Genomic DNA, 23,833 nt, shown 5'->3' with positions numbered 1-23,833 from the left:
CGAAAATTTCCCTAATTTAGCATGTAAAAATGACGCGACCGGCCAGAATTCCGCCGAGGTCTGCCGCGGTCACCCTGGCCGCCACCCGTCCTTCTCTCAGTCTTCCGGCCCGCCGAACTGCTCCCAGGCCGTCATCGCATCGCTCGCATACATCAGCGAAGGCCCGCCGCCCATATAGACTGCCAGACCCAGCGTCTCCTCGAATTCGGCCTTGGTGCAGCCGAGCTTGATCAGCGCTTCCGTGTGGAAGCCGATGCAACCGTCGCAGCGGGTCGAGATCGCAATGCCGAGCGCGACCAGTTCCTTCACCTTCTTCGAGAGTGCCCCATCCTTGGTCGCCGCCCCTGCCATGGCCGAGAAGCCCTGCATCACCTCGGGGATATCCTTGCGCAAGGTCCTGATCCCATTCGAGATTTGTTTCGTGATGGCGACGTAGTCCTTGCTCATGACAGCTCCCCTGAAATATATACGTCTATACATATATATTGAGATTCAGCAGCAACGCAAGCTGGGCAGAAGGCGACAGAGGATCGGCGCAATATCGGCCGTTGCGGCCGTTGCAACATGGGGCTGCCGGCAGTCTTCCCTGTTTCCGACGGGCTAGCAGCTCCTGGCGACGGCCCAATTGCACGGCCTAGATCCCACGACCTCCCGCGTCACACCTCCCGCACCGGCGTATAGCCCGCCTCGCGGATCGCCTGTTCGGCGAGCAAGGCATCGCCCTCGACAAAGGCCTTGCGGGCGGCGAGATCGATGCTCACCGCCTTGCCCGGCAGGACTTCCGCCAGTGCCTTCACCACGGTCTTTTCGCAATGGCCGCAGGTCATGTCCTCGATCTTGAAGATGGTTTGTCCAATCATGACGGTCTTTTCCTTTCCGCGCGTCGCGCATCTCGTGTGCTGTTGATTGTCAGCCTTCCCACAGGGGCAAGGTCAATCCCCGCAGCAGTCCTTGTCCGCCGTGTTTGCGGCGGTGCTTTGCCGCAGCGGCCGCCCTTCGAGATCGGCAAGAATGGGGCAGCTCGGCCGCTCATTGCCCTGGCAGCGCTCGGCCAGATGGGCGAGCGTGTCCCGCATGGCCTGCATCTCGGCGATCTTCGCCTCCAGCTCCTCGACATGGCTCAGCGCCAGGGCCTTCACCTCAGCGCTCGCCCGCGCCTTGTCGTCCCAGAGCTTCAACAGCCGCTCCGTCTCCTCCAGCGAGAAGCCGAGGCTGCGCGACCGGCGCACGAAGCGCAGCCGGTTGACGCTGTCGGCGTCGTAGATCCGGTAGTTGGAGGCCGTCCGCCCGGCTGGCGCGATCAGCCCGATTTCCTCGTAATAGCGGATCATCTTGGCCGAAACGCCTGACGCTGCGGAGGCTTCACCGATGTTCATCGTCATGGTCCTGTCTCCATATCGCGGCCCTCCCCGAGACGGCACAAACGCTCCCGAGACCACTCTCCCCCTTGTGGAGGCGAGTGGGCCTTCTCACCCCGTCACCTTCGCCGTCCTCAGCCGCAGGGCATTCGTCAGCACGAACACGCTCGACAGCCCCATGGCCGCCGCCCCGAGAACAGGCGAAAAGGTCACGCCGAACAGCGGATAGAGCAGGCCCGCGGCAACCGGGATCAGCGCGACATTGTAGCCGAAGGCCCAGAACAGATTCTGGCGGATATTGCCCATGACCCGGTCTGAAAGTTCGATGGCATGCAGCGCGCCCATCAGATCGCCATTGACCAGCACCACATCGGCGCTTTCGATCGCCACATCCGTGCCCGTGCCGATGGCGATGCCGGTGTCGGCCGTCGCCAGCGCCGGGGCATCGTTGATGCCGTCGCCGACAAAGGCGACCTTGCCACCCTTTGCCTGCAGGTCCCTGATCGCACTCACCTTTCCCGCCGGCAGCACTTCCGCCACGATAGCATCGATGCCGGCCCTTTTTGCCACCGCCTCAGCCGTGCGCCTGTTGTCGCCGGTCACCATCATCAGCTTCAGGCCACGGGCTTTCAGCGCCGCGATCGCCCGTGCACTGGTTTCCTTGATCGGATCGGCGACCGCAATTGCCGCCGCCAGCTTGCCATCGACAGCGACATAGAGCGGGCTTGCGCCTTCATCGGCCAAGCGGCTCACGGCGGCCGTGAGGTCGGCCGTGATCGCACCTCCCCCTTGTGGGGAGGAATTGGGGCCGGCTTCCTGCATCACGCCCAGCTTCACCATGAACCGGTCGGCGCCGGCTGCAATTCGCCGCCCCTCCACGATCCCCGTGACCCCGAAGCCCGCCACAGCCTCGACGCTCTCCACGGCAGACAGGACAATTCCGCGCGCCTCGGCCGCGCGCACGATGGCATCGGCCAGCGGGTGTTCGGACCGCGCTTCGAGACTTGCCGTGAGTCTCAGCACCTCGGTTTCGCCGAAGCCTTCCGCCGTGACAATCTCGCTCACCTCAGGCTTTCCAGCGGTGATCGTGCCCGTCTTGTCCATCACGACCCAGTCGACCTGCGCAAGGCTCTGCAGCGCCTCCCCCTTGCGGAAGAGTACGCCGAGTTCGGCCGCCCTGCCCGTCCCGACCATGATCGATGTCGGCGTGGCGAGCCCCATGGCGCAAGGGCAGGCAATGATCAGCACGGCCACGGCCGCAACGAGCCCATGGGTATAGGCAGGCTCCGGTCCGAGGATCAGCCAGATGAGGAAGGTCACGATGGCAATGCCGATGACGGCAGGCACGAACCAGGCCGTGACCTCGTCGACCAGCTTCTGGATCGGCAATTTTGCCCCTTGCGCCTCCTGCACCATGCGGATGATGCGCGAGAGCATCATGTCGGCGCCGACGCCCGTCGCCTCGAAGCGGAAGGAGCCGGAGCCATTGACCGTGCCGCCAATGACGGTGGCGTCGGGGCCCTTTTCGACCGGTATGGGTTCCCCCGATATCATTGCCTCGTCGACCGAGCTTGCCCCGTCGATCACACGCCCGTCGACCGGAATGCGCTCGCCCGGCCGCACCACGACGACATCGCCGAGCGCCACCTCGGACAGCGCAATGTCGCGTGTCTCACCGTCCCGCTCCACGCGCGCCGACTTCGCCTGCAATCCGGCCAGCTTGCGGATCGCGGCGCCCGTTCGACCCTTGGCACGGGCCTCCAGCAGCCGACCCAGCAGGATCAGCGTGACGATGACGGTCGCCGCCTCGTAATAGACATGCCGCGCATCTGATGGCAGCAGGCCCGGCGCGAAGGTCGTCACCAGCGAATAGAGATAGGCGGCCCCCGTTCCCATCGCGACCAGGGCATTCATGTCGGGCGCCAACCTCAGGAGTGCCGGAATGCCCTTCACATAGAAGCGCCGGCCGGGGCCGGCGAGCACTGCGGTGGCCAAGGCAAATTGCAGTAAATACAGCGTGTTGCCGGGAAAAAGGCCCATCAGCACGTGATGCAGTGGCGGATAGAGATGTGCCCCCATTTCCATGACGAAAAGCGGCAGGGTCAGCACAAGCGCAATAAGGAAATCGCGTTTCAGCCCTGATACTTCCCTCTCGCGCCGCGCCTCGCGGCCATCGCCGGCTGCACTGGCGGAGCCAGCCGGATGGCGCGGATCGTCCGTAGCGGCATCGCTCCTGGAAGACGCGGTTTCCGCGCCACCCGACAGCCGCACGACATATCCCACCTTCGTGACGGCAGCGGCGAGAGCCGGCATCGCCGAGATCCCGCCCAGCACCGTGACCACGGCCTCACCCGTGGCCAGGTTGACACTCGCCGTCTCGACTGACGGCACGGACTTCAACGCCTTCTCGACCCGCGAGACACACGAGGCGCAGGTCATGTCCTCGACCTCGAGCACCAGTGTCTCGGTCTTGGCTTCATAGCCCGCCTTTTCGATCGCCGCGATGAGCGCTCCGGCGGAAAAGCCGGCACCCGGCGTGACGGAGAGGGTTTCGCTGGCGAAATTCACAGCGCTCTCTTCGACGCCGGGTACTGACGCCACGGCCTTTTCCACCCGTCGCACACAGGATGCGCAGGTCATGCCCTCGACGGGCACAAGGATCGTTTCGACTGTCGTCTTGGCCGTATCCGGCCTGGATTGCATGTTCATGATGGTCACCCCTGCCACCATACATGGACCTTCCCATCATGGGAGGGTCAAGGGGTAGGGCTGAAGATTTTCGGACATGCCGCCTCAAGGGCGGCTCCGGCCAACCCCCGGGCGCCGCGGCGCAGGCGCAAATCCGGTCTCCGGGCGATCAGAAGGCGGCGATGCAAGGCGCGCCCGAGAGCACAAGGTCCCGGATCCCGGCTACTGATCTCCTGTCTGGACGTCGGATATCGCCATGCGATCAACAAGAGCCGGAGATGACCAGGGCCGCTTCACCGGCTGGTGTCCATTCTATCTGCCGCCATTCTGAACGCCGTGTCCGCCTCGGCACAGCCGGACTGACCGGATGGCCGCTTCGCCACTTCGACTTGCAACACGGCGGAAGCCGGCCTAGGCAGTAAACCCGCCATTTCCCAGGAGGACATTCCATGACCGACACCCTCCGTTTGCAGGAAACCCAGCCTGCCGATAGACCGCAGATCCCCGGCCTCTATGCCGCGGCCTTCCCGGAGGAAGATCTCGCAGCCCTTGTCGAAGCGCTGCTCGCTGACCCTGCCGTTCTTTCCCTCTCGGCCGTTGCCGGGGAGACACTCGTCGGTCACGCGCTCTTCACCCGCGGCCGACTGGAGGGCGCGGCCGAACACGTCGCCCTTCTCGGGCCGATTGCCGTGCATCCGCAGCACCAGCGAACGGGGATCGGCCAGGGGCTGATCACCGAAGGTCTCGCGCGCCTCAAGGCCGAGGGCGTGGCGCAGGTCCTGGTGCTCGGTGACCCGTCCTATTACAGCCGCTGCGGCTTCCGGCCGGAAAGCCGTGTCGTCCCGCCCTATCCCCTGCCCGCCGAATGGGGACAAGCCTGGCAATGGCAGCGGCTGGACGGGTCAGAGGCCGATCTTGCCGGGCGGCTGATGCTACCGGCACCGTGGATGCGGGCGGAGTTGTGGGGGTAGGACCCGCCAACGACTTGACCAAGACGGGCGAAGGTCCAACCCTTGTGCACCTGGCACGCGACAGCAAACGCTCAGAACTCTTCCCAGCTGTCTCCGGCCTTCAATGCGGCGTTGCCGTTGAATGCCTTGGCGACCTTGGCAGTCATTTGGCGGGCCGGAGCGGGATGCGGGCGCGACTGGGTGTTGGCGGCAGCGGGTACGCCTCTGGACTGAGTAGAACCGGCGCCGATTCTGAACTGGCTGAGAAGCTGAAACAGCTGTTCGGCCTCGCGCGCCAGACTGTGGGCGGCTGCCGTGGTCTGCTCGACCATAGCGGCATTTTGCTGCGTTCCCTGGTCCATGGTGTTGACCGCGGTGTTAATCTCCTTCAGGCCCGTCGCCTGTTCCTTTGATGCCTCGACGATTGCGCCGACATTGCCATCGACCTGGACCACCTGGCTGACGATCTCCTGCAGCGCCTTGCCGGTGTCGCCGACCAGTGAAACGCCGCTCTCCACATGCTCGTTCGAGGCATTGATAAGTTCCTTGATCTCCTTTGCAGCCTTCGCCGAGCGCTGTGCGAGTTCGCGCACTTCCTGGGCGACGACAGCAAAACCTTTGCCGGCGTCCCCAGCACGGGCGGCCTCAACCCCGGCATTGAGCGCCAGAAGATTGGTCTGGAAGGCGATCTCGTCGATCACGCCTATGATGTTGGAGATTTCCGACGACGACTTCTCGATCCGGCTCATGGCATCGACAGCCTGGCCGACGACTTTACCAGAACTCTCGGCATTGATCTTGGTCTTGCGGACCAGACTGCCGGCTTCCTGCGCCCTATGGCTGGAGTCGGATACTGTCGTGGTGATTTGCTCAAGCGCTGCCGCCGTCTCTTCGACGGAGGCGGCCTGCTGTTCCGTGCGTTTAGACAGATCATTCGAGGCCGACTGGATCTCCTGTGAGGCGGCGGCAATCGCGCCAGCGTTCTGCGAAATCGTCTGCAACGTGCTACGGAGCTTCGATGAGGTCCCGTTGAAATCGACGCGCAATTTTTCCAGCGTCGGCAGGAAGGGCTTGTCTAATGTCAGTGTCATGTCGCCTTCCGACATGGCGTTCAGCGCACCGGCCAGTTGATCAACATTCTGCACGCGGGTGGTCACATCGGTGGCGAACTTGACCACCTTGAAGACAAGACCGTTCATGTCGAAGATCGGGTTGTAGGAGGCCTGGATGAAGACACGCTTGCCGCCCTTACCAATGCGCATGAACTCGTCGGCGACAGCTTCCCCTGCGGCAAGCTTCGGCCAAAACTTGCGATAGTCGTCACTGTTTGTGTAGCTCTCATCACAGAACATGGAATGGTGCTTGCCCTGGATCTCTGGAAGCTGGTAGCCGAGCGTCGATAGGAAATTCTCGTTGGCGGTCAGGATCTCGCCTGTGGGCGTGAATTCGATGACCGCCTGAGTGCGTGAGATCGCATCCAGCTTGCCGGCTTCCTCGGCGCTCTTCAGCTTCTGCTCGGTGATGTCGGTCGCGAACTTGACCACCTTGTAAGGCTTCCCGCCGCGAGTCACCGGATTGTAGGAGGCCTCGATCCAGACTTCTTTGCCGCCCTTGCCGATACGCTTGTACTGGCGGCGATCGAATTCGCCGCGGCCGAGCCGCGCCCAAAATTCCCGGTATTCTGCAGAAGCTACCTCTTTCGGATCGACAAACAACCGGTGATGCTGGCCAACAATCTCCGACAGCTGGTAGCCAAGCGCCTGGCAAAAGCTCTGATTGGCCGACAGGATTGTGCCGTCCAGCTTGAACTCTATGATCGCCTGTGACTTGCTCATTGCTTCAAGTACGGCCTTCGCATCCGCGCCAGTTCCGAAACCCAACATTGTCCCCTCCAAATCTCGCGATAAAGGTCACAGACATGGCAAGGCACTTTTACCCCCCAATCTTGACAGTGTAGATTCTGGCGGTAAGCAGTTTACACTTTCTAAATAAGAGCAGCTCGGCGGCTAAACATATAAAAACATCAAATTTTTTTTGTTTATCTTTCGTCTTGTTGAGCAACCATGGCGACAAGGCCGGAATACTGCAACTCTGAGGACCATCCGAGAAGCCTCGACGTCCGGGTTTGGTGGAAAAGAGCCTTCAAGAAGCCTGGGCGACCGATCCCTACCGCCGCTCCTCGCCAACCCGCATGGGCCAATCGACCACGTAATCCTCGAGATCCTCGACATCGAGCCCCTCTTCCGAGATCGTGCGGCCGCGGGCCGAGATGCCGGCCTGGTGCACGGTTTCCGGATCGCCCGAGACCAGAGGGTGCCACCAGTAGAGGTCGAGGCCTTCATCAACCAGGCGGTAGCCGCAGGTGGGAGGCAGCCACTGGATTTCGCGCAGGCCCTGCAGCGTCAGCTGGATGCAGTCCGGCACGGTCGCCTGACGGTTTTCATAGTCGGAGCAGCGGCAGCTGTCACCGTCGAGCAGCTTGCAGGCAACCGAGGTGAAGACAACCTCGCCGGTTTCCCAGTCCTCCAGCTTGTTGAGACAACAGAGGCCACAGCCGTCACACAGGCTTTCCCACTCCGCATTGCTCATTTCGGCGAGCGTCTTGGTCTTCCAGAAGGGTTTTTCTGTCATCGTCTCGTTCAACTGACTGTCGTTTCGCGCGGCTCTGTCATGTGGCCGGCGCCGGTGTCTTCTGCGGTCGAGGCGGCTGGCCTGCTATCGCCGGTGCAGGCTTGCAACGTCCCTGGCCAAAAGCTCAGGCCCGGGCGGTGCCGGTTCACCATGGCCCGCGAAACCGCTTGTCCTTTCGCGACAAATCGCCCATCACTCAGATAAGACGACCTGCCCGCAATCCGCATGGGTCCTGATCCTTATCGGCGGGCACGTCAAGGAGCGGACAACAAGTTTTCGGGAAAAGCCACGGTGGCCGACAGCGACAAGCCTGACGATCTGGAGCCCATGGAGCGCCTCGGCGCTGCCGATCAGGACGCCAGGACGGACCGTGATGACACGGCCGGCAAACGCGACCGGGCGCCGAAGCTCAAGCGCCATGTCTTCCTCAAGATCGACAGCTGGCTCGATTCCACCCTGTGGAATGCGGGCTATGACCTGACAGAGGCCTGGGAAGAGATCACGATTTTCTTTCGCCGTTTCCGGGTGCGGGGCCTGAAGAAACTCGGCTTCGAAATCGCCGGCGAAGCCATGACGCTCGGCACGGCCGGCATGGTCCTGCTTCTGGCGCTCGCCCAGCCCGCCTTCGAGGAAACCAAGCAGGACTGGCACAATCACGACAATTTCGCCGTCACCTTTCTCGATCGCTACGGCAATACGATCGGACATCGCGGCATCATTCATGAAAACTCCGTACCGGTCGACGAACTGCCCGATCATCTGATCAAGGCCGTGCTCGCGACCGAGGACCGGCGCTTCTTCGAGCATTTCGGGATCGATTTCGTCGGGCTTGCCCGCGCCATGAGCGAAAATGCCAAGGCCGGCGAAGTGGTCCAGGGCGGCTCGACGCTAACGCAGCAGCTCGCCAAGAATCTCTTCCTCACCAATGAGCGCTCCATCGAGCGCAAGATCAAGGAAGCCTATCTCGCGCTCTGGCTCGAAGCGAACCTCTCCAAGAAGGAGATCCTGTCGCTCTATCTCGACCGCGCCTATATGGGCGGCGGCACCTTCGGCGCGGCGGCTGCCTCGCAGTTCTATTTCGGCAAGAACCTCACCGAAGTAACGCTTGCGGAAGCGGCGATGCTTGCCGGCCTGTTCAAGGCGCCGGCGAAATATGCGCCGCATGTCAACCTGCCGGCGGCGCGTGCACGCGCCAACGACGTGTTGAGCAACATGGTGCAGAGCGGGCTGATGACCGAGGGCCAGGTGGTCGCTGCGCGGCGCAATCCGGCCAGTGTCATCGACCGCAACGAAAAGGAAGCGCCGGACTTCTTCCTCGACTGGGCCTTCGAGGAGGTGCAGCGCATCGCCGCGACCTTCAAGGACCACACGCTGGTCGTGCGCACCACGATCGATCTCGGCCTGCAGCAGGCAGCGGAAGAGGCCGTCGCCTCGTCGTTGCGCGAGTATGGCGAGAGCTACAATGTGCGCCAGGGTGCGGTCGTGATGATCGAAAACGGCGGGGCGGTGCGCGCCATGGTCGGCGGGCGGGACTATGGCGAAAGCCAGTTCAACCGCGCGACGCGCGCACTGCGCCAGCCGGGCTCCTCCTTCAAGATGTATACCTACGCGCTGGCCATGGAGAATGGCTATACGCCGCAGACCATCGTCGTCGACGGGCCGATCTCCTGGGGCAACTGGAGCCCGCAGAATTACGGCCGCAGCTATGCCGGCCGCGTGACCATGGAAACGGCACTGGCGAAATCGATCAACACGATCCCCGTGCGCCTCGCCAAGGAAAAATTCGGCATCGACGCGATCATCCAGACCACCAAGGCCCTGGGCGTCGAAACGCCGATCAAGAAGGACGTGACGATCCCGCTCGGCACGGCGGAAGTCACCGTCATGGATCAGGCGACGGCCTATGCCGTGTTGCCGGCCGGGGGCAAGGCCTCACGACGCCACGGCATCGCGCAGATCAGCAATTATGCCGGCGAAGTGCTCTACGAATTCGAACGCGACACCCCGGAGGCAGCCCAGATCCTCAGCGAACAGGCTGCGACCTACATGAACCAGATGATGACCAAGATCCCCTATATCGGCACGGCGCGGCGCGCCGCGGTCGATGGGGTTTTGACCGGCGGCAAGACCGGCACGACCCAGGCCTATCGCGATGCCTGGTTCGTCGGCTATACCGGCAACTACACGGCCGCCGTCTGGTTCGGCAATGACGACTACACCTCCACGAACAACATGACGGGCGGCTCCCTGCCGGCCATGACCTTCAAGAAGCTGATGGACTACGCCCATCAGGGCATCGATCTGAAAGCCATTCCGGGCGTCGACCAGCCCATGCCGGAAAAGCAGGCTCAACCGCAGGTCGCCGATGCCGCCAATCCGGATGCCCTGCCGCCGATGATACGCCCGCGCTCGCTCTCGGCCCAGTCGACGCGTCTCATCCGCGATCTGGCCCTTCGGCTGAAAGCGGCAGATGCGCTCTCCCTTCCCGCCGCCGGCACGGCACAGGTCGTGGCCGAGCCAGAAAGCACCGGCGCAACCACACGTTAAGATAATTGCAAGTTAACGAACGGTCGAGAACACGGCCTGCGGTCGCCACCTGCATGCGGCCGATTCGGCCCTTGACCGGGCGATCCGCGAGCGAAGCTGCGATACCATCCTGAATTGAAACAGGTTTTGCCGCATCACGGCGGAACCAAGGCCGATTGTTTACTGCGGATTCATCATCCCACCTTTGTTCATCGATGATTTCTCGTATTGGCACATTGCCTTCACCCCAAATTAAGGGGGTCGAGGCTAGCTTCACCGCGTTTTCGAAGGTGACTTATTTCAATCGGTGATTGGACATCCATGATGAGATGGCTCGGACTTTCCGCAAGGTCCCGCATGACGGCGGACGAATATCTGGCCTTTTTGGAAGATCGTGCGCCAGTGCGCAGCCGCATGCTGCGTGCGGCCGTGATCTGCGTGCTGGGTTTCTATCTCGCCTGCTTCCTGTTCGACCTCTGGTTGCTGGGCGATGTCACGCTTCTGTCGGCAATACTGCGCTTCGGCGTGATGCTGCCGATCGCGATCGGGCTGCTGTTCTACATCAATGGCCGGCACCCCATCGAACGCAAGGAAGTCGCTGCCATTCTGGTGGCCCTGCTCGCCAACATCTCCTGGTGCGTGATCCTGGTTTCGAGCTCGAGCCCCGGCGTGCTCACCTATTATTATGCCGCCGCCAGCTTCCAGATGGCGGTTACCATTGCCGCCGCCTCGCCCTTCCGTCCCGCGCTGCGCGCCACCCTCTTTACCTTCTGCCTCAACTATTCGGCCATCTGGTTCCTGGAGGGCTCGACGCCGGCTTACGTGATCCAGCATCTGGCCGTCTACATGCCGACCGTGATCATGACGCTTTTCGCCTCCTACCAGCTCGAAGTGGAGGCGATGACGAGCCATGTGAAGGTGCAGGAGAACGAGGCGCTGAAACGGGAATTGTCGCGGCAGAACAAGGACCTTGCGCGGCTCTCCGTCACCGACCCGCTGACCCGGCTCGCCAACCGTCGCGGCACCGAGATGGAACTGGCGCGGCTGAGGACCGAGAGCCCGCAGATGGCGCAGCGCGTCGTGCTGCTTGTCGCCGATGTCGATCACTTCAAGGCCTTCAACGACGCCTATGGCCATGGGGCCGGCGACGACTGCCTGAAGCGCGTGGCGCGCGCCATGCGCCGCTCGCTGCCGATCGAGGCCCATCTCGCCCGCCATGGCGGCGAGGAGTTCCTGGCCATCCTGGCAGACGCCGACGCCGACATGGCACCGGCCCTTGCCGAAAGCCTGCGCCGTGCGGTGCGCCAGCTCGGCATCGCGCATGGTTTCACCGGCGACCGCAACAAACATGTGACGATCAGCGTCGGCGCCGCCTGTGGCGCAGTCGAGGCCGAAGGCGACTTCGACCGACTCCTGGATATCGCCGACCGCGCGCTCTACGCCGCCAAGGCCGATGGCCGCAACGCCTGGCGCGTCAGCCTCGAGAACGAGGCGGAGCGCGTGGTGGCGTGAGAGGGCGACCGGATCAGTTGGATCGAGGCAAAATCCAAGCCCGCCTCCAGCGCTTGCGTCATCACTCCATGGGAGTGACGGCTGCCGAGATCGGATAGAAAAAGAGCTTCGTCTTGCGGGCGTCCTGCAGTTCCCAGATCTCGTCCGGTTCTACATCGGGCACGGGAAAACTGTTGGAGACGAAGAGGCTGCCGGGTTTCATCTCCGTCTTGAGCTTCTGCCAGAGGGCGGCCATCGGGGCTGGCGAGAGGAAGGCGTAGACCATGTCTTCCTGCGCAACATCCGTCTTCCAGAGGTCGCCGCGTCGGATCTCACCCCGACCGGTCACGGCGGAGAGCAGCCTTGCCGTGAGATAGACGGCCGGCGCATTCTCCACACCGCGGGCGGTCCTTCCCTCGCCGTCCAGCGCGCGCACGACGCCGCCGAGGCCACAACCAAGGTCGAGCATGCGCGTCGCCTCGCGATCCTTCATCACGTCCCTGAGGACGGAGGCCGTCTCGGTATTGGTCAGATAGAGCGGTATGCGACCACGGGTCGTGTTGGAAAAAACGAGTGCCAGCAGAAGGAAGGCAAGGCCGAAGGGCCAGGCGGGCAGATTGCCGACGAGAAGTGCTGTGCCCATGGCGAGCGGAAAAAGAAAGGCGATGACCAGCCACCAGCGCGCCAGTCCCAGCACACGGGTGATGCCCGCAGCGACCAGCCCCTGCAAAAGCAGCGCAAGCCCGATCAATGGCAGACGTTCGACCATGGTGGAGAGCGGCGCCGTGGCGGCCGCGACGATTGGCAGGGCGACGACCTGCGCCAGAAGCGCGCCCAGGATCGGCGTCTTGCGAAAGAGTACGAGCATCGGGCCTCCCATGGCATGGCAATGACGGACACTGGCAGGGGGTGGGGTGATTCTCAAGGCACTTGACGAATTAGGTCATTCGTCCTAATTCTCTGACTAGGACAAGCGACCTAGCGATCAGGGACGATCGGCAAAACGATGACACAAAGAGCGACACGCGAGATGATCGTGGCCACGGCCGACGACCTGTTTTACCGACGGGGGTTCGATCACACATCCTTTGCCGATATCGCGACAGCGGTCGGCATATCCCGCGGCAATTTCTATCACCATTTCAAAAGCAAGGACGACATCCTGGAAGCGGTGATCATGAAGCGGCTCGCCGACAGGGCAGGCATGACGGCCCGCTGGGAGCGCCAGGCACCGGACCCCGCTGGCCGTATCGAAAGCTTCATCCACCTGTTGCTGGTCAATGGCGAGAAGATCCGCGAGCATGGCTGTCCGATCGGGACGCTTACCAGTGAACTGGCCAAGCTCGCCCACCCTGCCCAGCCCGATGCCGTCCGGCTTTTTACCCTGTTTCGGGAATGGCTCGCCATTCAGTTCAGCGCCCTCGGCCAGGTCGAGAAGGCGGATCAACTGGCGCTGGAATTGCTGTCGCGCAGCCAGGGGGCAGCAACCCTCTACAACGCCTTCCAGGATAGGGATTTCCTCGAGCGCGAGGTTGCGGCGATGAAATTCTGGCTGCGGGACGTCGCCACCACCGAGGCTGCGCATTCAACGCCGCAATAACCCGGCACTTTTCAGGAGGTTCGCATGTTCATCATTTTCCTGCGCTTTTCCACGAACAGGGCGAAGGCCGGCGAACTCATGGCCGCCCACAATGCCTGGCTCCAGCAAGGCTTCGAACGCGGGCTTTTTCTCGTGGCCGGCAGCCTGCAACCTCAGGCGGGAGGCATGATCCTCGCTCATGGCGCCGATCATGCCGAGATCAAGGCTATTGTCGAACAGGACCCTTTCGTCGCGGAAGCTGTCGTCGACGCAGAGATCCATGAAGTGCAGCCGGGACGCACAGATGAGCGACTGGCCTTTCTGAAGGGCTGATGCCTGCCGCAATCGGCGGGTTGCCGCCACCTTGGCTCAATCCGCTGATGACTTCACCCCGCCGGATCGCTTGAGGCCGTAACGGATCAGTGCTTCAAGAGGTGGTCCTCGGCGCGCGGGGCCTCGTCGCCGAGCGCCCGGTCGATCTCGGCCTCCAGCATCGTCCTTTCGCAGCGATCGAAATCACCGAAACCGTGAATGGCGGCATGGGACCAGAGAATGCGCCCCGACAGCAGCGGCGCATCGACCGTCGAGATGACATGGCCGTTCATCGCGACATCGAAGGAAACGTAGTTTCGCCCGCAGATCTCCGTCTGCGCGATGTTGGCGATTTCCATGCGTTTCTCGGGCAAGACGTCACCTTCTGGCGCCGCGGCTGCACCCCCCATGGATCGAGGGGTTTTCTATATTCCTCATATACAAAAGACCTCCCGATTCGGGGGGACTTTTTTTAGGCTGCGCCCCCGCCAACTCCGCCGTCATCGGCCGGGCCCTCCGCATCGGAGGGCCGACCGGCCGCAACGGGTTCCAGCCGTCAGACGTTGACGTATTTGCGCCAGTCGTGCTCTTCCCTGAAGCCCAGCACTTCGCGGATCTTGGCGTTGGAAAGCGGCGCCGCAAAGCCGTCGAGATCGCCCGTGATCGGCGTGTTCGGCGCATATTTGGCGAGAAATTCCCGGGTGGGGATCGTCGCGGTGATCGTGTCGTTGACCGCGTTGAAAACCTGGAAGCCCAGGCCATCCTTCTTCACGCAGAGATCGACAATCTGGCCGAGATCGCGGGCGTCGATATAGGACCAGGCATTGCGCTTGCGGCACGGCGGGTCGGCGAGATAGCCCGGAAATGCCGAATATTCCTCGGGGGCGATGACATTGCCGATGCGGAGCGCATAGACGTCGATGCCATAGCGCATGGCAAAGGCGCGGGCGGTCTTTTCGTTGACCACCTTGGAGAGACCGTAGCTGTCCATCGGGTCGGTGTCGTAGTCCTCGGTGAGCGGAAACTCGTGGTAGTCCTTGTCGCCTTCGGCAAAGCAGACGCCATAGGTGGTTTCCGACGAGGCGATGATGACCTTCCGGATGCCGAGCTTGGCAGCGGCCTCGATGACATTATAGGTCGAGACCGTGTTGTCGGCGAAAGTCGTGTTGTCGGGATGCATGAGGATGCGGGGGACGGCGGCGAAATGCACGACGGCATCGACCGGCTTCGGCCCGCCGGCCTCTTCATAGCCGTCATAGCCGAAATGGCAGGACAGCGCGTTGTAGACCTGGCCGGCATCCGTCACGTCGGTCAGAAGCGTATGTACGCCTGCCACGTCGAGCACGGCGCGGTCGACGTTGAGCACCTTGTGGCCCTTGTCCAGGAGATAGGGCACGACATGGCGCCCTGCCTTGCCACTGCCGCCGGTGAATACGATCCGCTTGCCCATGATGATCCTCCTCAAGATTGGTTGTCGGATGACCAGATAGCGCATGGCGGCGGGCGGGTGAAGGCCGGCTATCCGATTTTGCATCTTGCGTCCGGGCCAGATGCGGCCTAGCTTGTGCGAAAGGCCGATGCAGCCTGCCGCTCCGCGGCGTTCCCTTGCGAACGCTATGGTGAACGCATCACCAGACGGCATTCTCATCCTTTCCCTCTCCGGAAACTGGCGACGGATCAGCAGACGCGGACACTGGTTTGACTGTTGCCACCGAGGACGGAAAGACCATGCGCGACTTTCGTGACGCAAAACTGATGGCCAGAACGCTCAAGGCTGAACTGGCGAAATCCAAGCTCGACGTCAGTTACTCCCTCGCTCTGGAACTTGTTGCAAAGCAGTTGGGTGTCGACCAATGGAACATTCTCGCCGCGCGGATCGAGGCGGACGAGCAACAAGACACGGAAGCGGCCTTCCAGCCGCCGATCCCGATCTTCCGCATTTTCGACGTCGACAAGGCGATGGAATTCTACAGGGACTATCTCGGTTTTTCCGTCGATTTCGAGCACCGCTTCGGCGAGAACTTTCCGCTGTATTGCCAGGTTTCGCGGGGCGATTGCATCCTACATCTGTCGGAACATGCGGGAGACGCATCGCCCGGCGCCAAGGCCTTCACCTGGATGCGCGGTGTGAAGGTCTTTCATGCGGAACTTACGGCCAAGGACTATCGCTATCTGAAACCGGGGTTGGAAGAGGCGCCCTGGGGATTGCAGATGACGGTCACCGATCCGTTCAGCAACCGAATCGCCTTCTGCGAGAAGGTGTAGGCGAAAGCGCGGCGGCATCGAACTTGACGGCTCCGTCGCGCCTCCCCATTTCCGCTCCGACACAAGTGGAGGATGATGATGGGACTGTTCGACGGATTGCTTGGCCATGAATCGAGCGTCGATCCGACCGATCTCGCTCAACGCCTCGACGGCGTCCTGATCGATGGCGAGCAGGTCGGGCTCGCCTTCCGTGTTATCCGCGATGTCTTCGTCTTCACCGACAAGCGACTGATCCTGATCGACGTGCAGGGCATCACCGGCTCGAAAGTGGACTATATGTCGGTGCCCTACCGGGCGATCACCCGTTTTTCCGTCGAGACCGCCGGTACGTTCGATCTCGACAGCGAGTTGAAGATCTGGGTTTCGGGCGCAGAGGCGCCGGTGACCAAGACGCTGAAGAAGGGCACGGATGTGCGCGGGATCCAGCGGGCGCTGGCGGCGGGGGTTTTGCGTTAGGACATTCGGAGCGAAGGTTCCGTCAGGCCGCACTCAGTGGGGTAAAAGCCCCTCACCCTGCCCTCTCCCCGCAGGCGGGGAGAGGATGGAGCAAGCGGTCTCGGTCTCGGCCTTCTCCCCGCTCGCGGGGAGAAGGTGCCGGCAGGCGGATGAGGGGCTATTGCCCTACCTTTGCTTTCCATTCACTCCACGCCCCCAAACTTCCCTCACCCCCGAATCAGTGATACGCCTCGGGCTCCATCGCATGGCGCCTGGCGCCCGCTTCCCGAGGTTTCGTCCCGCCCGTGTTTCGTGCTCCGCTCATCATCGCCATCGCCCTCATCATCGCCTTTGCGGGCGGGGTGCTTTCGGCGCTTTCGATGCTGAATGCCTCTGTTGGTTTCGGAGCGATCGAGGTGGCCGGCTGGCGGGCTTTTCCGGCGGCGCAGATGGCATCGGCGGATCCTTATGCCAAGGCGCATCGGGCCAAGGGCGGACGATTGCTCTACGGGTCGGCGGAGGGGCTGCAATTCACGGCCTTGCGCGATGCCGAGGGCCTGACGCTGACGGGCACCTGTTCCTACCGGATGAGCGGGCGTACGCCGACAACCAGGCTCTGGACGCTCTATGCGGCGGATGCCGAGGGCAATCCGCTGAATGCCGGGCCCGAGCTTCCGACGGCGAAGAATTCGCAGACGGTTCTGAGACGCCGCGACGGCTCGTTCGACATCGTGATCTCGCGCACGGCGAAGGCCGGCAACTGGCTCGCCATTCCCGATACGGGTGCCTTCCAGCTCGTGCTGACGCTGCTCGACACCCCGGCTGCCGCCTCCACGGGGCTTTCCGGGCTGTCCATGCCGGTGATCGAGCAGATCGGGTGCGGCCAATGAACAAGCTTCTCTATGCTGCCGTGACGGGCCTGTTCGGCGCTATCCTGCTGCACATCATCATCATTCTCGGCGTGCCGCATTTCACCGGTCGCGACGCCTATACGCGGGTGACCTCGGAGGGCGTGCCCTTCGTCTTCCATGCACTTTCGGCGAGCCCAGACAGCGTCGGGCTCTCGAGCATCGATCCCTATCTGCGCGTCGCCGTCTGCCATTTCGACATCGAGCGCCAGCCGCTCTCGCTGGTGGCGCTGGGTGGCGACGTCGATTTCTGGTCGGTCGCGATCTACGACCGGGATGCCAACGAGGTCTTTTCGATGAATGACCGCACCTCGGTGGCGGGCGATCTCGACGTTCTGGTGGCCACGCCGGTCCAGGTCGCGCAGCTCAGGAAAACACCGATTGCCGCACTGGCCGAGACGATCCTCGTCGAACATCCGGGCACGGAGGGTTATGTTGTGCTGCGGGTGCTTGCCCCGCAGGCAAGCTACGAGCCGGAAGCCGAGGCCTTTCTCGCCGAAGCGGAATGCCTCCCCTTCACGGGCCGCTGAGGGCATGCCGGCTCACTGGAGTGGCGCATCGGTGAGCACGCTGCCAAGCCGTATGACCAGCTTGCGATCGAATATCTGGGGCCTTTCGAACATCCAGTCCAGCGCTTCCGTGGACGTCCAGGGGCGCTTGTAGGGCCGGACCGCCGTGAGCGCCTCGAAGACATCGCAGACCGTGCTCAAACGCACGGGCAGGCTCAGATCCTCCTTCTTCAGGCCCAGCGGATAGCCGGAGCCATCCAGCGCCTCGTGGTGCAGGCGGCATATGTCGAGCACGACGGGAGGCAGGTCCGGATGGGACCTGAGCAGGTGATAACCGGCTTCGGGATGATTGCGGATGAGGCGGCGTTCCTGATCCGTGAGCTTGCCGGGCTTGGTCAGGATCTCGTTTGGAATGAGCAGCTTGCCGATGTCGTGCAGCATGCCGGCGACGCCCAGGATGCCGGTCGTTTCCTCGTCCATCCCGAGCGATCGGGCGAGAAGCGTCATCAAGCCACTCACCGCAAGCGAATGGACATAGGTCGTCTCGTCCTTGCTCTTCAATCGGGTGACTTCCAGCGCGATGACCGTGTTGTCGGACCAGATGCCGGCATTGATCTCCGCCGCCTGCGAGAGGTCCGCCATGTCCAGCGAGCCGCCGACCGCGAGACTGCCGAGACTCGCCCGCAAGGCCATCGCCGATTGGGAGGTTTCGCTGCGGACCGCCTCGATCCGCACCATATCCGCCGGCGGCGTCGATTTGCCGGTCTTTGGCCTGCGCCCGTCCGGATCGAGGCCGAGCTGCACATTGATCGACACATCAAGTGCGGAGGTTGCGCGGATGGCGGCAAGTTCGGCGTCGGTCTTGACGAGGAACCGGCGGCGCGCAAATTCGAGGCTGGGACAGGCAACGCTTTCCACGAACATGCCTTTGCGGATTCGGTCCTTGGCAACTTTTACCAGCATGGCACTTCAACGCGGCTCCACATCAGAGATGCTTCGAGACAAGGCCTGGAGGCATCGCCCGCGGACCTGATGCGGCTCCGCAATTTATTCTATAAAATATTGGTAATTTAGACTTTATGAACGCCGGCTCCGATGTCGGCAGATTGCACACAAGCCGTGCGGCCAAGCCAGCGCAGCATCGTCTGGGGGAAACAGCGCAGCAATTGGCGGCGCACCCCATGCCTGGTCGCGGCCGAAATCGGCAGCCGTGCGGCCGCATTCAGACGCGGCGGCAAGCCCCCCGTCAGCCGGGGCGACGGCCGGGGCCGAAGACGGGTCCCTGCGGCGCGGGCAATACGGGCAAGGTTGGCAGTTCCACCCGCGGCCATATGGAGTTTTGGTCCAGCCGCTCGTAGCGGATGCCAGTGAAGAAGAGGATCTCGGCCTTCTGATCGCCCGAACGGGTCGGCCGGCGCGAGTCGTTCAGCCGATCCGAAATCCTGATGATATCCGCCATGCTCGTCTCCTTTCGAGAAGAAAGATCGAGAGGGTCGAGACGTCATCTCGCCCTGCCCTCTGTTCAAGAGGGCCGGCACATCCGGTTCATGCAGCGGAAAGTCTCACACGCACCGGGATCATCTGCGCCTTTCTCAGACGCGTGCCCCTGTCGCGGTTCACCCCACGGCCGGGGTACGCATATGCCTAATATCGGAAACATGCGGCGAATCATCAACCTCGACCATCCGCCTGCTCACAAGAAGCCATAGGTTAGTTAACAGCTTGCTAACAAATTCGTTCTATTCTCACACACATCTGTATTGCGTTGGAGTGGGTTTGTGGTGAGCGAACAGTTCAGGGAGCTTGAGAAGCCGGCCGGCGCGCGGAACAAGGATGTCGTTCTGATGGCCACGGTCACGAGTTTCCAGGCGCTCTCCTTCCCCGGCAGGTCCGAACTCCGACAATTTGCCGAACTGTTCCAGCCGCTCTTTGCCGGCTCGTCGGTGGAGGCTCGCCGCGAAGCGGTCGCTGCGCTCTCGCAGAGCCCGAGCCTGCCGCTCTCGATCGCCGCTTTCATCGCCAGCCAACCGATCGCGATCGCCGCTCCCTTCCTCGCCGCCTCCCCTGCGCTGTCCGACGACATGCTGATCATGATCGCCCGCACGCAAGGCGCCGACCATGCGCGCGCCATCGTCAAGCGCGAGCGGCTGTCGCCGACCGTGATCGACGCGCTCGTATCCTTGCGCCACGCGCTGCCGCCGCGCCCGGAGAAAGCCCGGACCGACGAGACGAAGGCTACACCGCAAGAACCGGCCAAGCCGTCGAGCTTCGACAGGGTGATGACGGATCTCACCATGGCCGATCTGCCGGGCGCCAAAGCCGGCACGGCAGCTTTGAGCGAGACGATTGTCGCCAAGGTCGAGCCAGCCATGCCCGAGGCGGCCACGCCCGGCGATCACAGCCGTGAAGAGGCACTGCGCCAGACGATCAAGCGCATGGCCTATCAGCAGCGTCCGGCCGCCAGCGACCGGCTGGGCCGGCGCCAGGCGACACCGCTGCAGACGGCGCTTCTCGTGCGCTTCGCGCGGTCGCATGACGGCGGTTTCTTCGCCACCACGCTTGCCGATCTGCTTTCCTCCAGCCGCTGGCTGGCCGAGCGCATCCTGCTCGACATTTCCGGCCGACAGCTCGCGACGACACTTTCGGGCGTGGCGATGGATGATCGGGAAGCGATCTTTGTCCTCGAACATATCTATCCGCATCTCGCCCGCCGGGAAAATGGCGAAAGCCGCGCGGAACACCTGCTCTTCAGTATCGACCCCGATCAGGCGGAAGCCCGGATCGACAGCTGGATCCGCGCCGATCGCTATACGTTTGCCGGCGAGGACCTCAGCCCGGAAGCACCGGGCCAGCCGGCAGCTCAGCCGGCAATGGGCCTTACGGCCGCAAACCAGGCCTCGGCCAAGCATCAGCCTGTGGTTGACGACTACGGGCGCCAGATGCCGAGGGTGCGCAAGGCCTAGGAATCGGACAGTCGACAGCAGAAGACGGTCGTACGGCCGCTTCTGTGCCGGGTCGGCGCCTCAGCCGGCCTTGTACCTACCTTGCCCCTGAACGACCGGCAGGATCGCTCAACGTGCCGGATCTGCAAGTGTCAGATAGGTTCCGAGATCCTCGACCTCGATTTCGACCAGCCACAAATCACTGTCGAATTTCTGCTCGCGGGCAATCACGGCCTCGATCGCCTCGGGTTCGGCACGCAGGAGACGCGGCTCGAAGATGCGGTCGTCGCGTGTCTCGTCATCGATCATGGCCTGGGGTGCGGGGCCATAGAGCGTCTCCAGTCCATCCCGGAACCGCTGGCGAACGAAGATGGCGCCTGAGGCCTCCGAACCCTTGCGCATGACAGCGGCATAACCGCCGTCGGAGAAGACGCGGCGCGTGAGTGCGGAGACGAAGATGTCGGAGCGGATACGCATGGCAGCGGTTTAGGCGATTGGGTGGACAGCGTCGAGGGCTCGTTTCGATCCGTCGACGCCCCGGCATTGCCGGAGCGCTTCAGGGCGCGTGCCGCGTCGTCCCCTGGACTTGGCGGAGGCTTTAAACCTTCACAGCCAGTCTCAGGCCACCCCAATGGCGCCCTGCGACGAATATCGGGGCGGAAATGTCCTTCATCAGGACGAAATTGCCGCCGCCCATGTCGCGTCGGTAGGTCTGGACGAGGAAGGGCGCCGTGGAGCGGCCGGCGGCGAGGCCGACGCGGTCGTTGAAGATGCGGCGGTTGCGGCAATTGGCCGTGTTCCACACCGTGTCGCCCGGACGCTGCGGGGCGGAAAACTTCTTGTTGTGGGTCGGCAGGTAGCCGTTTTCATCCACTGGCGCACAAAAACCGATACGCTCCGAAGACCCGGCGATCGGCTCCAGAATGGCCGGCAGGACCTGATCGGTGAATTCGGTGAACGCGGTCATCATCTGCACGGGATCGGTGCCCGGGATCGGGCGGTAGTTGCGGTCGAAGAGGTCGGACTGGCGGATGCGGCCGCTGTCCACGGACTGCTGGAACGCCTGCGAGATGCGGGCGGCGACATCAACTGCAGTGTCGATCCACTCGCTGTCTGCCGTGCGGATGCCGGCGCTCGCCGTCAGCTGGATCAGTGTTTCCGAGAGCGCCACGACCTTGTCGACGCGGCCGGCGGTCTGCTGGAGGTGATGGTCGGACTGGCGGACTTCGGCCGACATGTCGCTCAAGGTGGCGACGAATTCCGAGCACTGGCGGTCGACCTGATCGGTCGTCTGGGCCATGGCGGAGGAGCCGTCAAGGATGCGGGTGATGACCTGTTCCATGGAGGTAAAGGACGCGTTCATCGCCTGGGAAGTCTCGCGCACGTCGCGGGCGCTGGCGGTTGCACCACGCCCGGCTTCGGTGAGGCGGACGATCTTCACGCGGATCTGGTTCAATGTTTCCTGGATGGCGCCCGTTGCCTGCGAGGTCTGCAGCGCCAGAGCACGGACTTCTGCCGCGACCACGGCGAAGCCCTTGCCGGCCTCGCCTGCGCGGGCGGCCTCGATGGCAGCGTTCAGCGCAAGAAGGTTGGTCTGGCGGGCGATCGTGCCGATCTCCTCGGCCACCTTGTCGACCTCGGCCAGCGACTGCGAAAAGCTGCCGATCTCGGTGCCGATCTCCTCTGACGTCGACACCATGTGATCGATCTTGTCCACGGCACCGGTCAGCCGCGTGGCGCTGTCGGTCAGCATGCGACGCGCCTCCCCGGCCGTCTGGTCGGTCTCGCGCAGGGTGACGGCGACGTCCCGGTTGGTTTCGGCGATCGACAGCGCCGTGCGGGTGATGCCGTCGAAGGTGACGGCATGGCGTTTGGAAATGCCGGCCACATCCTGGATGGCGCCAGCGATATCGACAAGGTCGACACCCAGCGTGGAGGCCTCTTCGGCCAGGCGCTGGACAATGCCGCGCAGAAGCGCGGCGTCGGCCTCCGGTCGCGGTGCAGGCGCCGCCCCTGCCGAATACGGGTCGTCGTCAAGATGCGCGGACATCGCAGCGGTCATGGATCTTCCTCCTCCAATCGGAGAAGAATAGCGCTGGTATGATTAATGTTGGATTACTTTAGGGCTTATGAAAATTCGCCTAGACGAAAGGCTCATAGGGCCCTTGGCCCGCGGGCGGGCGCCTTGCGGTGATTGCGGACAGGGCGATCAGCATGGTAGACCTTGGTGCTTACACCGCAGGCTTCCATGCATATTGTCCTTGCTACGCATAATCACATCCCGGCGCGTCGTTATGGCGGCATAGAACGAGTCATCCAAGGTCTCGGTCGGGCACTTTCACAAATGGGCCATACCGTTCACCTGCTGGCGCCGGCGGGTTCGTCGTGGAATTACGGACCGGTTTCCGTCCTCAATCCCCAACGCCCCCTCGAGGGTCAAATCCCAAAAGATGCGGATGTGCTTCACAGCCATATGGGGCTTGATCCTGAATTCGACGGCAAGGCCTGCCAGACCGTGCACGGCAATGCGGGAGGCACGCATTTCCACCGCAACTCCATCTTCATCTCGACCAATCATGCTCTGCGCCACGGGGGCATGACCTTTGTGCATAACGGCCTCGATCCAAGCGTCTATCCAGAGCCGGACTTTTCCAGCCGTGGCCGTTCAGTCGCCTTTCTGGCCAAGGCCGCCTGGAAGGTTAAGAATGTGCGCAGGGCCATCCGTATTGCACGCCGGGCGGGTCGACCGCTGGAGGTTCTCGGCGGCCACCGGCTAAACCTGAAGATGGGCTTCCGCCTGACCCTGGATGCCAATGCGCGCTTTCACGGGATGGTGGACGACGCGAAGAAGGCGGCTGTGCTGGGGCGATCTGCCGGACTTCTTTTTCCTGTGCGATGGCATGAGCCCTTTGGATTGGCCATTATCGAGGGCATGTATTTCGGCCTGCCGATCTTCGCCACGCCTTATGGAGCGATCCCCGAAATCGTTCCCGAATTTGCGGGCTGCCTGTCCGACAGTGGCGAGGCTCTGGTGGAGGCGATCGGCGACCTCGATCGGTACGACGGGCCCGCCATTCATCAGCATTTTCGCGAAAACTTCACCGCAGATGTGATGGCCCGGCGCTACCTGGGTCTCTATGAGCGTATCGAGGCGGGTGAGAGCCTGCACGCCGCAGGCTTCACAGCCCGGGCGAGCGCTGGCAAGGTCATTTTGCCCTGGAACGAGTAAGGTGGCCCTG

24 protein-coding genes are annotated in these 23,833 nt (G+C 62.9%); 11 read left to right on the top strand and 13 right to left on the bottom strand.

Translation table 11 applies throughout. The features are described from left to right. Window positions 1-96: 96 nt before the first annotated feature. From QTL56_RS01030 to QTL56_RS01015, 4 genes are all read right to left on the bottom strand, one after another. Window positions 97-447 carry a carboxymuconolactone decarboxylase family protein gene (locus tag QTL56_RS01030; protein ID WP_245137641.1) on the bottom strand — a complete coding sequence of 117 codons (351 nt, stop codon included), beginning with the start codon at window positions 445-447 and terminating at the stop codon, window positions 97-99. A gap of 209 nt (window positions 448-656) precedes the next feature. Further along, window positions 657-860 carry a heavy-metal-associated domain-containing protein gene (locus QTL56_RS01025; RefSeq protein WP_245137643.1) on the bottom strand — a complete coding sequence of 68 codons (204 nt, stop codon included), beginning with the start codon at window positions 858-860 and terminating at the stop codon, window positions 657-659. 72 nt (window positions 861-932) lie between these two features. Further along, on the bottom strand, window positions 933-1,376 hold the full coding sequence (cueR, locus tag QTL56_RS01020; protein ID WP_245137784.1) for a Cu(I)-responsive transcriptional regulator: 444 nt from the start codon (window positions 1,374-1,376) through the stop codon (window positions 933-935). Between the two features lie 93 nt (window positions 1,377-1,469). Next, window positions 1,470-4,067: a heavy metal translocating P-type ATPase gene (locus QTL56_RS01015; protein ID WP_245137645.1), complete on the bottom strand. Its 2,598-nt coding sequence runs from the start codon at window positions 4,065-4,067 to the stop codon at window positions 1,470-1,472. Between the two features lie 428 nt (window positions 4,068-4,495). Between QTL56_RS01015 and QTL56_RS01010 the strand changes: the two genes are divergently transcribed. Next, on the top strand, window positions 4,496-5,017 hold the full coding sequence (locus tag QTL56_RS01010; protein ID WP_245137646.1) for a GNAT family N-acetyltransferase: 522 nt from the start codon (window positions 4,496-4,498) through the stop codon (window positions 5,015-5,017). Between the two features lie 71 nt (window positions 5,018-5,088). On the opposite strand, the gene QTL56_RS01005 is transcribed toward QTL56_RS01010, so the two are convergent. Together QTL56_RS01005 and QTL56_RS01000 are read right to left on the bottom strand one after the other, a co-directional pair. Then, window positions 5,089-6,879: a methyl-accepting chemotaxis protein gene (locus tag QTL56_RS01005; RefSeq protein WP_245137650.1), complete on the bottom strand. Its 1,791-nt coding sequence runs from the start codon at window positions 6,877-6,879 to the stop codon at window positions 5,089-5,091. Window positions 6,880-7,162: 283 nt separating this feature from the next. Beyond that, a complete protein-coding gene (locus QTL56_RS01000) occupies window positions 7,163-7,627 on the bottom strand; it encodes a YcgN family cysteine cluster protein (RefSeq protein WP_229576592.1) in 465 nt (154 codons plus the stop codon). A gap of 327 nt (window positions 7,628-7,954) precedes the next feature. Between QTL56_RS01000 and QTL56_RS00995 the strand changes: the two genes are divergently transcribed. Together QTL56_RS00995 and QTL56_RS00990 are read left to right on the top strand one after the other, a co-directional pair. Continuing rightward, window positions 7,955-10,174: a transglycosylase domain-containing protein gene (locus QTL56_RS00995; protein ID WP_245137785.1), complete on the top strand. Its 2,220-nt coding sequence runs from the start codon at window positions 7,955-7,957 to the stop codon at window positions 10,172-10,174. A gap of 336 nt (window positions 10,175-10,510) precedes the next feature. Next, entirely contained in the window at window positions 10,511-11,665 is a 1,155-nt protein-coding gene (locus QTL56_RS00990; RefSeq protein WP_229576601.1) for a GGDEF domain-containing protein, read from the top strand. A gap of 61 nt (window positions 11,666-11,726) precedes the next feature. Here QTL56_RS00990 and QTL56_RS00985 read toward each other — a convergent pair whose 3' ends face one another. Beyond that, entirely contained in the window at window positions 11,727-12,512 is a 786-nt protein-coding gene (locus QTL56_RS00985) for a class I SAM-dependent methyltransferase (RefSeq protein WP_245137654.1), read from the bottom strand. Between the two features lie 138 nt (window positions 12,513-12,650). Here QTL56_RS00985 and QTL56_RS00980 point away from each other — a divergent pair, with 138 nt between their 5' ends. Further along, a complete protein-coding gene (locus tag QTL56_RS00980; RefSeq protein WP_245137656.1) occupies window positions 12,651-13,244 on the top strand; it encodes a TetR/AcrR family transcriptional regulator in 594 nt (197 codons plus the stop codon). A 24-nt stretch (window positions 13,245-13,268) separates the two neighbouring features. Then, window positions 13,269-13,556 carry a YciI family protein gene (locus tag QTL56_RS00975; protein ID WP_229576607.1) on the top strand — a complete coding sequence of 96 codons (288 nt, stop codon included), beginning with the start codon at window positions 13,269-13,271 and terminating at the stop codon, window positions 13,554-13,556. Window positions 13,557-13,642: 86 nt separating this feature from the next. Here the strand turns inward: QTL56_RS00975 and QTL56_RS00970 are convergent, their stop codons facing one another. Continuing rightward, window positions 13,643-13,909 (bottom strand): hypothetical protein, encoded by a 267-nt coding sequence (locus QTL56_RS00970; RefSeq protein WP_245137658.1) that lies wholly within the window; start codon window positions 13,907-13,909, stop codon window positions 13,643-13,645. A gap of 182 nt (window positions 13,910-14,091) precedes the next feature. Then, window positions 14,092-14,985: an NAD-dependent epimerase/dehydratase family protein gene (locus QTL56_RS00965; RefSeq protein WP_229576610.1), complete on the bottom strand. Its 894-nt coding sequence runs from the start codon at window positions 14,983-14,985 to the stop codon at window positions 14,092-14,094. A 278-nt stretch (window positions 14,986-15,263) separates the two neighbouring features. Between QTL56_RS00965 and QTL56_RS00960 the strand changes: the two genes are divergently transcribed. From QTL56_RS00960 to QTL56_RS00945, 4 genes are all read left to right on the top strand, one after another. Then, window positions 15,264-15,800: a glyoxalase superfamily protein gene (locus tag QTL56_RS00960; protein ID WP_245137786.1), complete on the top strand. Its 537-nt coding sequence runs from the start codon at window positions 15,264-15,266 to the stop codon at window positions 15,798-15,800. Between the two features lie 78 nt (window positions 15,801-15,878). Next, window positions 15,879-16,256, top strand: coding sequence for a PH domain-containing protein (locus tag QTL56_RS00955; RefSeq protein WP_245137659.1), 378 nt, complete (start codon window positions 15,879-15,881; stop codon window positions 16,254-16,256). Between the two features lie 284 nt (window positions 16,257-16,540). Continuing rightward, the gene (locus tag QTL56_RS00950) at window positions 16,541-17,125 is read left to right on the top strand and encodes a DUF1214 domain-containing protein (RefSeq protein WP_229576613.1); all 585 of its coding nucleotides are present in this window, start codon (window positions 16,541-16,543) and stop codon (window positions 17,123-17,125) included. Further along, on the top strand, window positions 17,122-17,673 hold the full coding sequence (locus QTL56_RS00945; protein WP_229576614.1) for a DUF1254 domain-containing protein: 552 nt from the start codon (window positions 17,122-17,124) through the stop codon (window positions 17,671-17,673). The genes QTL56_RS00950 and QTL56_RS00945 overlap by 4 nt, the downstream gene beginning before the upstream one ends. 12 nt (window positions 17,674-17,685) lie before the next feature. On the opposite strand, the gene QTL56_RS00940 is transcribed toward QTL56_RS00945, so the two are convergent. Together QTL56_RS00940 and QTL56_RS00935 are read right to left on the bottom strand one after the other, a co-directional pair. Further along, complete coding sequence (locus QTL56_RS00940; RefSeq protein WP_245137660.1) at window positions 17,686-18,615, bottom strand: HD-GYP domain-containing protein; 930 nt, start codon at window positions 18,613-18,615, stop codon at window positions 17,686-17,688. Window positions 18,616-18,898: 283 nt separating this feature from the next. Beyond that, entirely contained in the window at window positions 18,899-19,111 is a 213-nt protein-coding gene (locus QTL56_RS00935) for a hypothetical protein (protein ID WP_245137662.1), read from the bottom strand. 322 nt (window positions 19,112-19,433) lie between these two features. On the opposite strand from QTL56_RS00935, the gene QTL56_RS00930 reads away from it, so the two are divergent. Beyond that, window positions 19,434-20,615 (top strand): DUF2336 domain-containing protein, encoded by a 1,182-nt coding sequence (locus tag QTL56_RS00930; protein ID WP_245137663.1) that lies wholly within the window; start codon window positions 19,434-19,436, stop codon window positions 20,613-20,615. Window positions 20,616-20,723: 108 nt separating this feature from the next. Here the strand turns inward: QTL56_RS00930 and QTL56_RS00925 are convergent, their stop codons facing one another. Together QTL56_RS00925 and QTL56_RS00920 are read right to left on the bottom strand one after the other, a co-directional pair. Next, on the bottom strand, window positions 20,724-21,071 hold the full coding sequence (locus QTL56_RS00925) for a DUF1491 family protein (protein WP_245137664.1): 348 nt from the start codon (window positions 21,069-21,071) through the stop codon (window positions 20,724-20,726). A gap of 121 nt (window positions 21,072-21,192) precedes the next feature. Then, on the bottom strand, window positions 21,193-22,656 hold the full coding sequence (locus QTL56_RS00920; RefSeq protein WP_370660317.1) for a methyl-accepting chemotaxis protein: 1,464 nt from the start codon (window positions 22,654-22,656) through the stop codon (window positions 21,193-21,195). A gap of 396 nt (window positions 22,657-23,052) precedes the next feature. Between QTL56_RS00920 and QTL56_RS00915 the strand changes: the two genes are divergently transcribed. Next, complete coding sequence (locus QTL56_RS00915; RefSeq protein WP_245137666.1) at window positions 23,053-23,823, top strand: glycosyltransferase; 771 nt, start codon at window positions 23,053-23,055, stop codon at window positions 23,821-23,823. The last annotated feature ends 10 nt before the right edge of the window (window positions 23,824-23,833 follow it).

Source organism: Peteryoungia algae (assembly GCF_030369675.1).
Classification (GTDB): Bacteria; Pseudomonadota; Alphaproteobacteria; order Rhizobiales; family Rhizobiaceae; genus Allorhizobium; species Allorhizobium algae.
This window is presented reverse-complemented; position numbering and strand designations above follow the sequence as displayed.

Bases quoted from the DNA above. Each gene is read 5' to 3' on its own strand.
- QTL56_RS01030 (WP_245137641.1), bottom strand. From the start codon at position 447: ATGAGCAAGGACTACGTCGCCATCACGAAACAAATCTCGAATGGGATC.
- QTL56_RS01025 (WP_245137643.1), bottom strand. From the start codon at position 860: ATGATTGGACAAACCATCTTCAAGATCGAGGACATGACCTGCGGCCAT.
- cueR (WP_245137784.1), bottom strand. From the start codon at position 1,376: ATGAACATCGGTGAAGCCTCCGCAGCGTCAGGCGTTTCGGCCAAGATG.
- QTL56_RS01015 (WP_245137645.1), bottom strand. From the start codon at position 4,067: ATGAACATGCAATCCAGGCCGGATACGGCCAAGACGACAGTCGAAACG.
- QTL56_RS01010 (WP_245137646.1), top strand. From the start codon at position 4,496: ATGACCGACACCCTCCGTTTGCAGGAAACCCAGCCTGCCGATAGACCG.
- QTL56_RS01005 (WP_245137650.1), bottom strand. From the start codon at position 6,879: ATGTTGGGTTTCGGAACTGGCGCGGATGCGAAGGCCGTACTTGAAGCA.
- QTL56_RS01000 (WP_229576592.1), bottom strand. From the start codon at position 7,627: ATGACAGAAAAACCCTTCTGGAAGACCAAGACGCTCGCCGAAATGAGC.
- QTL56_RS00995 (WP_245137785.1), top strand. From the start codon at position 7,955: ATGGAGCGCCTCGGCGCTGCCGATCAGGACGCCAGGACGGACCGTGAT.
- QTL56_RS00990 (WP_229576601.1), top strand. From the start codon at position 10,511: ATGACGGCGGACGAATATCTGGCCTTTTTGGAAGATCGTGCGCCAGTG.
- QTL56_RS00985 (WP_245137654.1), bottom strand. From the start codon at position 12,512: ATGCTCGTACTCTTTCGCAAGACGCCGATCCTGGGCGCGCTTCTGGCG.
- QTL56_RS00980 (WP_245137656.1), top strand. From the start codon at position 12,651: ATGACACAAAGAGCGACACGCGAGATGATCGTGGCCACGGCCGACGAC.
- QTL56_RS00975 (WP_229576607.1), top strand. From the start codon at position 13,269: ATGTTCATCATTTTCCTGCGCTTTTCCACGAACAGGGCGAAGGCCGGC.
- QTL56_RS00965 (WP_229576610.1), bottom strand. From the start codon at position 14,985: ATGGGCAAGCGGATCGTATTCACCGGCGGCAGTGGCAAGGCAGGGCGC.
- QTL56_RS00960 (WP_245137786.1), top strand. From the start codon at position 15,264: ATGCGCGACTTTCGTGACGCAAAACTGATGGCCAGAACGCTCAAGGCT.
- QTL56_RS00955 (WP_245137659.1), top strand. From the start codon at position 15,879: ATGGGACTGTTCGACGGATTGCTTGGCCATGAATCGAGCGTCGATCCG.
- QTL56_RS00945 (WP_229576614.1), top strand. From the start codon at position 17,122: ATGAACAAGCTTCTCTATGCTGCCGTGACGGGCCTGTTCGGCGCTATC.
- QTL56_RS00940 (WP_245137660.1), bottom strand. From the start codon at position 18,615: ATGCTGGTAAAAGTTGCCAAGGACCGAATCCGCAAAGGCATGTTCGTG.
- QTL56_RS00935 (WP_245137662.1), bottom strand. From the start codon at position 19,111: ATGGCGGATATCATCAGGATTTCGGATCGGCTGAACGACTCGCGCCGG.
- QTL56_RS00925 (WP_245137664.1), bottom strand. From the start codon at position 21,071: ATGCGTATCCGCTCCGACATCTTCGTCTCCGCACTCACGCGCCGCGTC.
- QTL56_RS00920 (WP_370660317.1), bottom strand. From the start codon at position 22,656: ATGACCGCTGCGATGTCCGCGCATCTTGACGACGACCCGTATTCGGCA.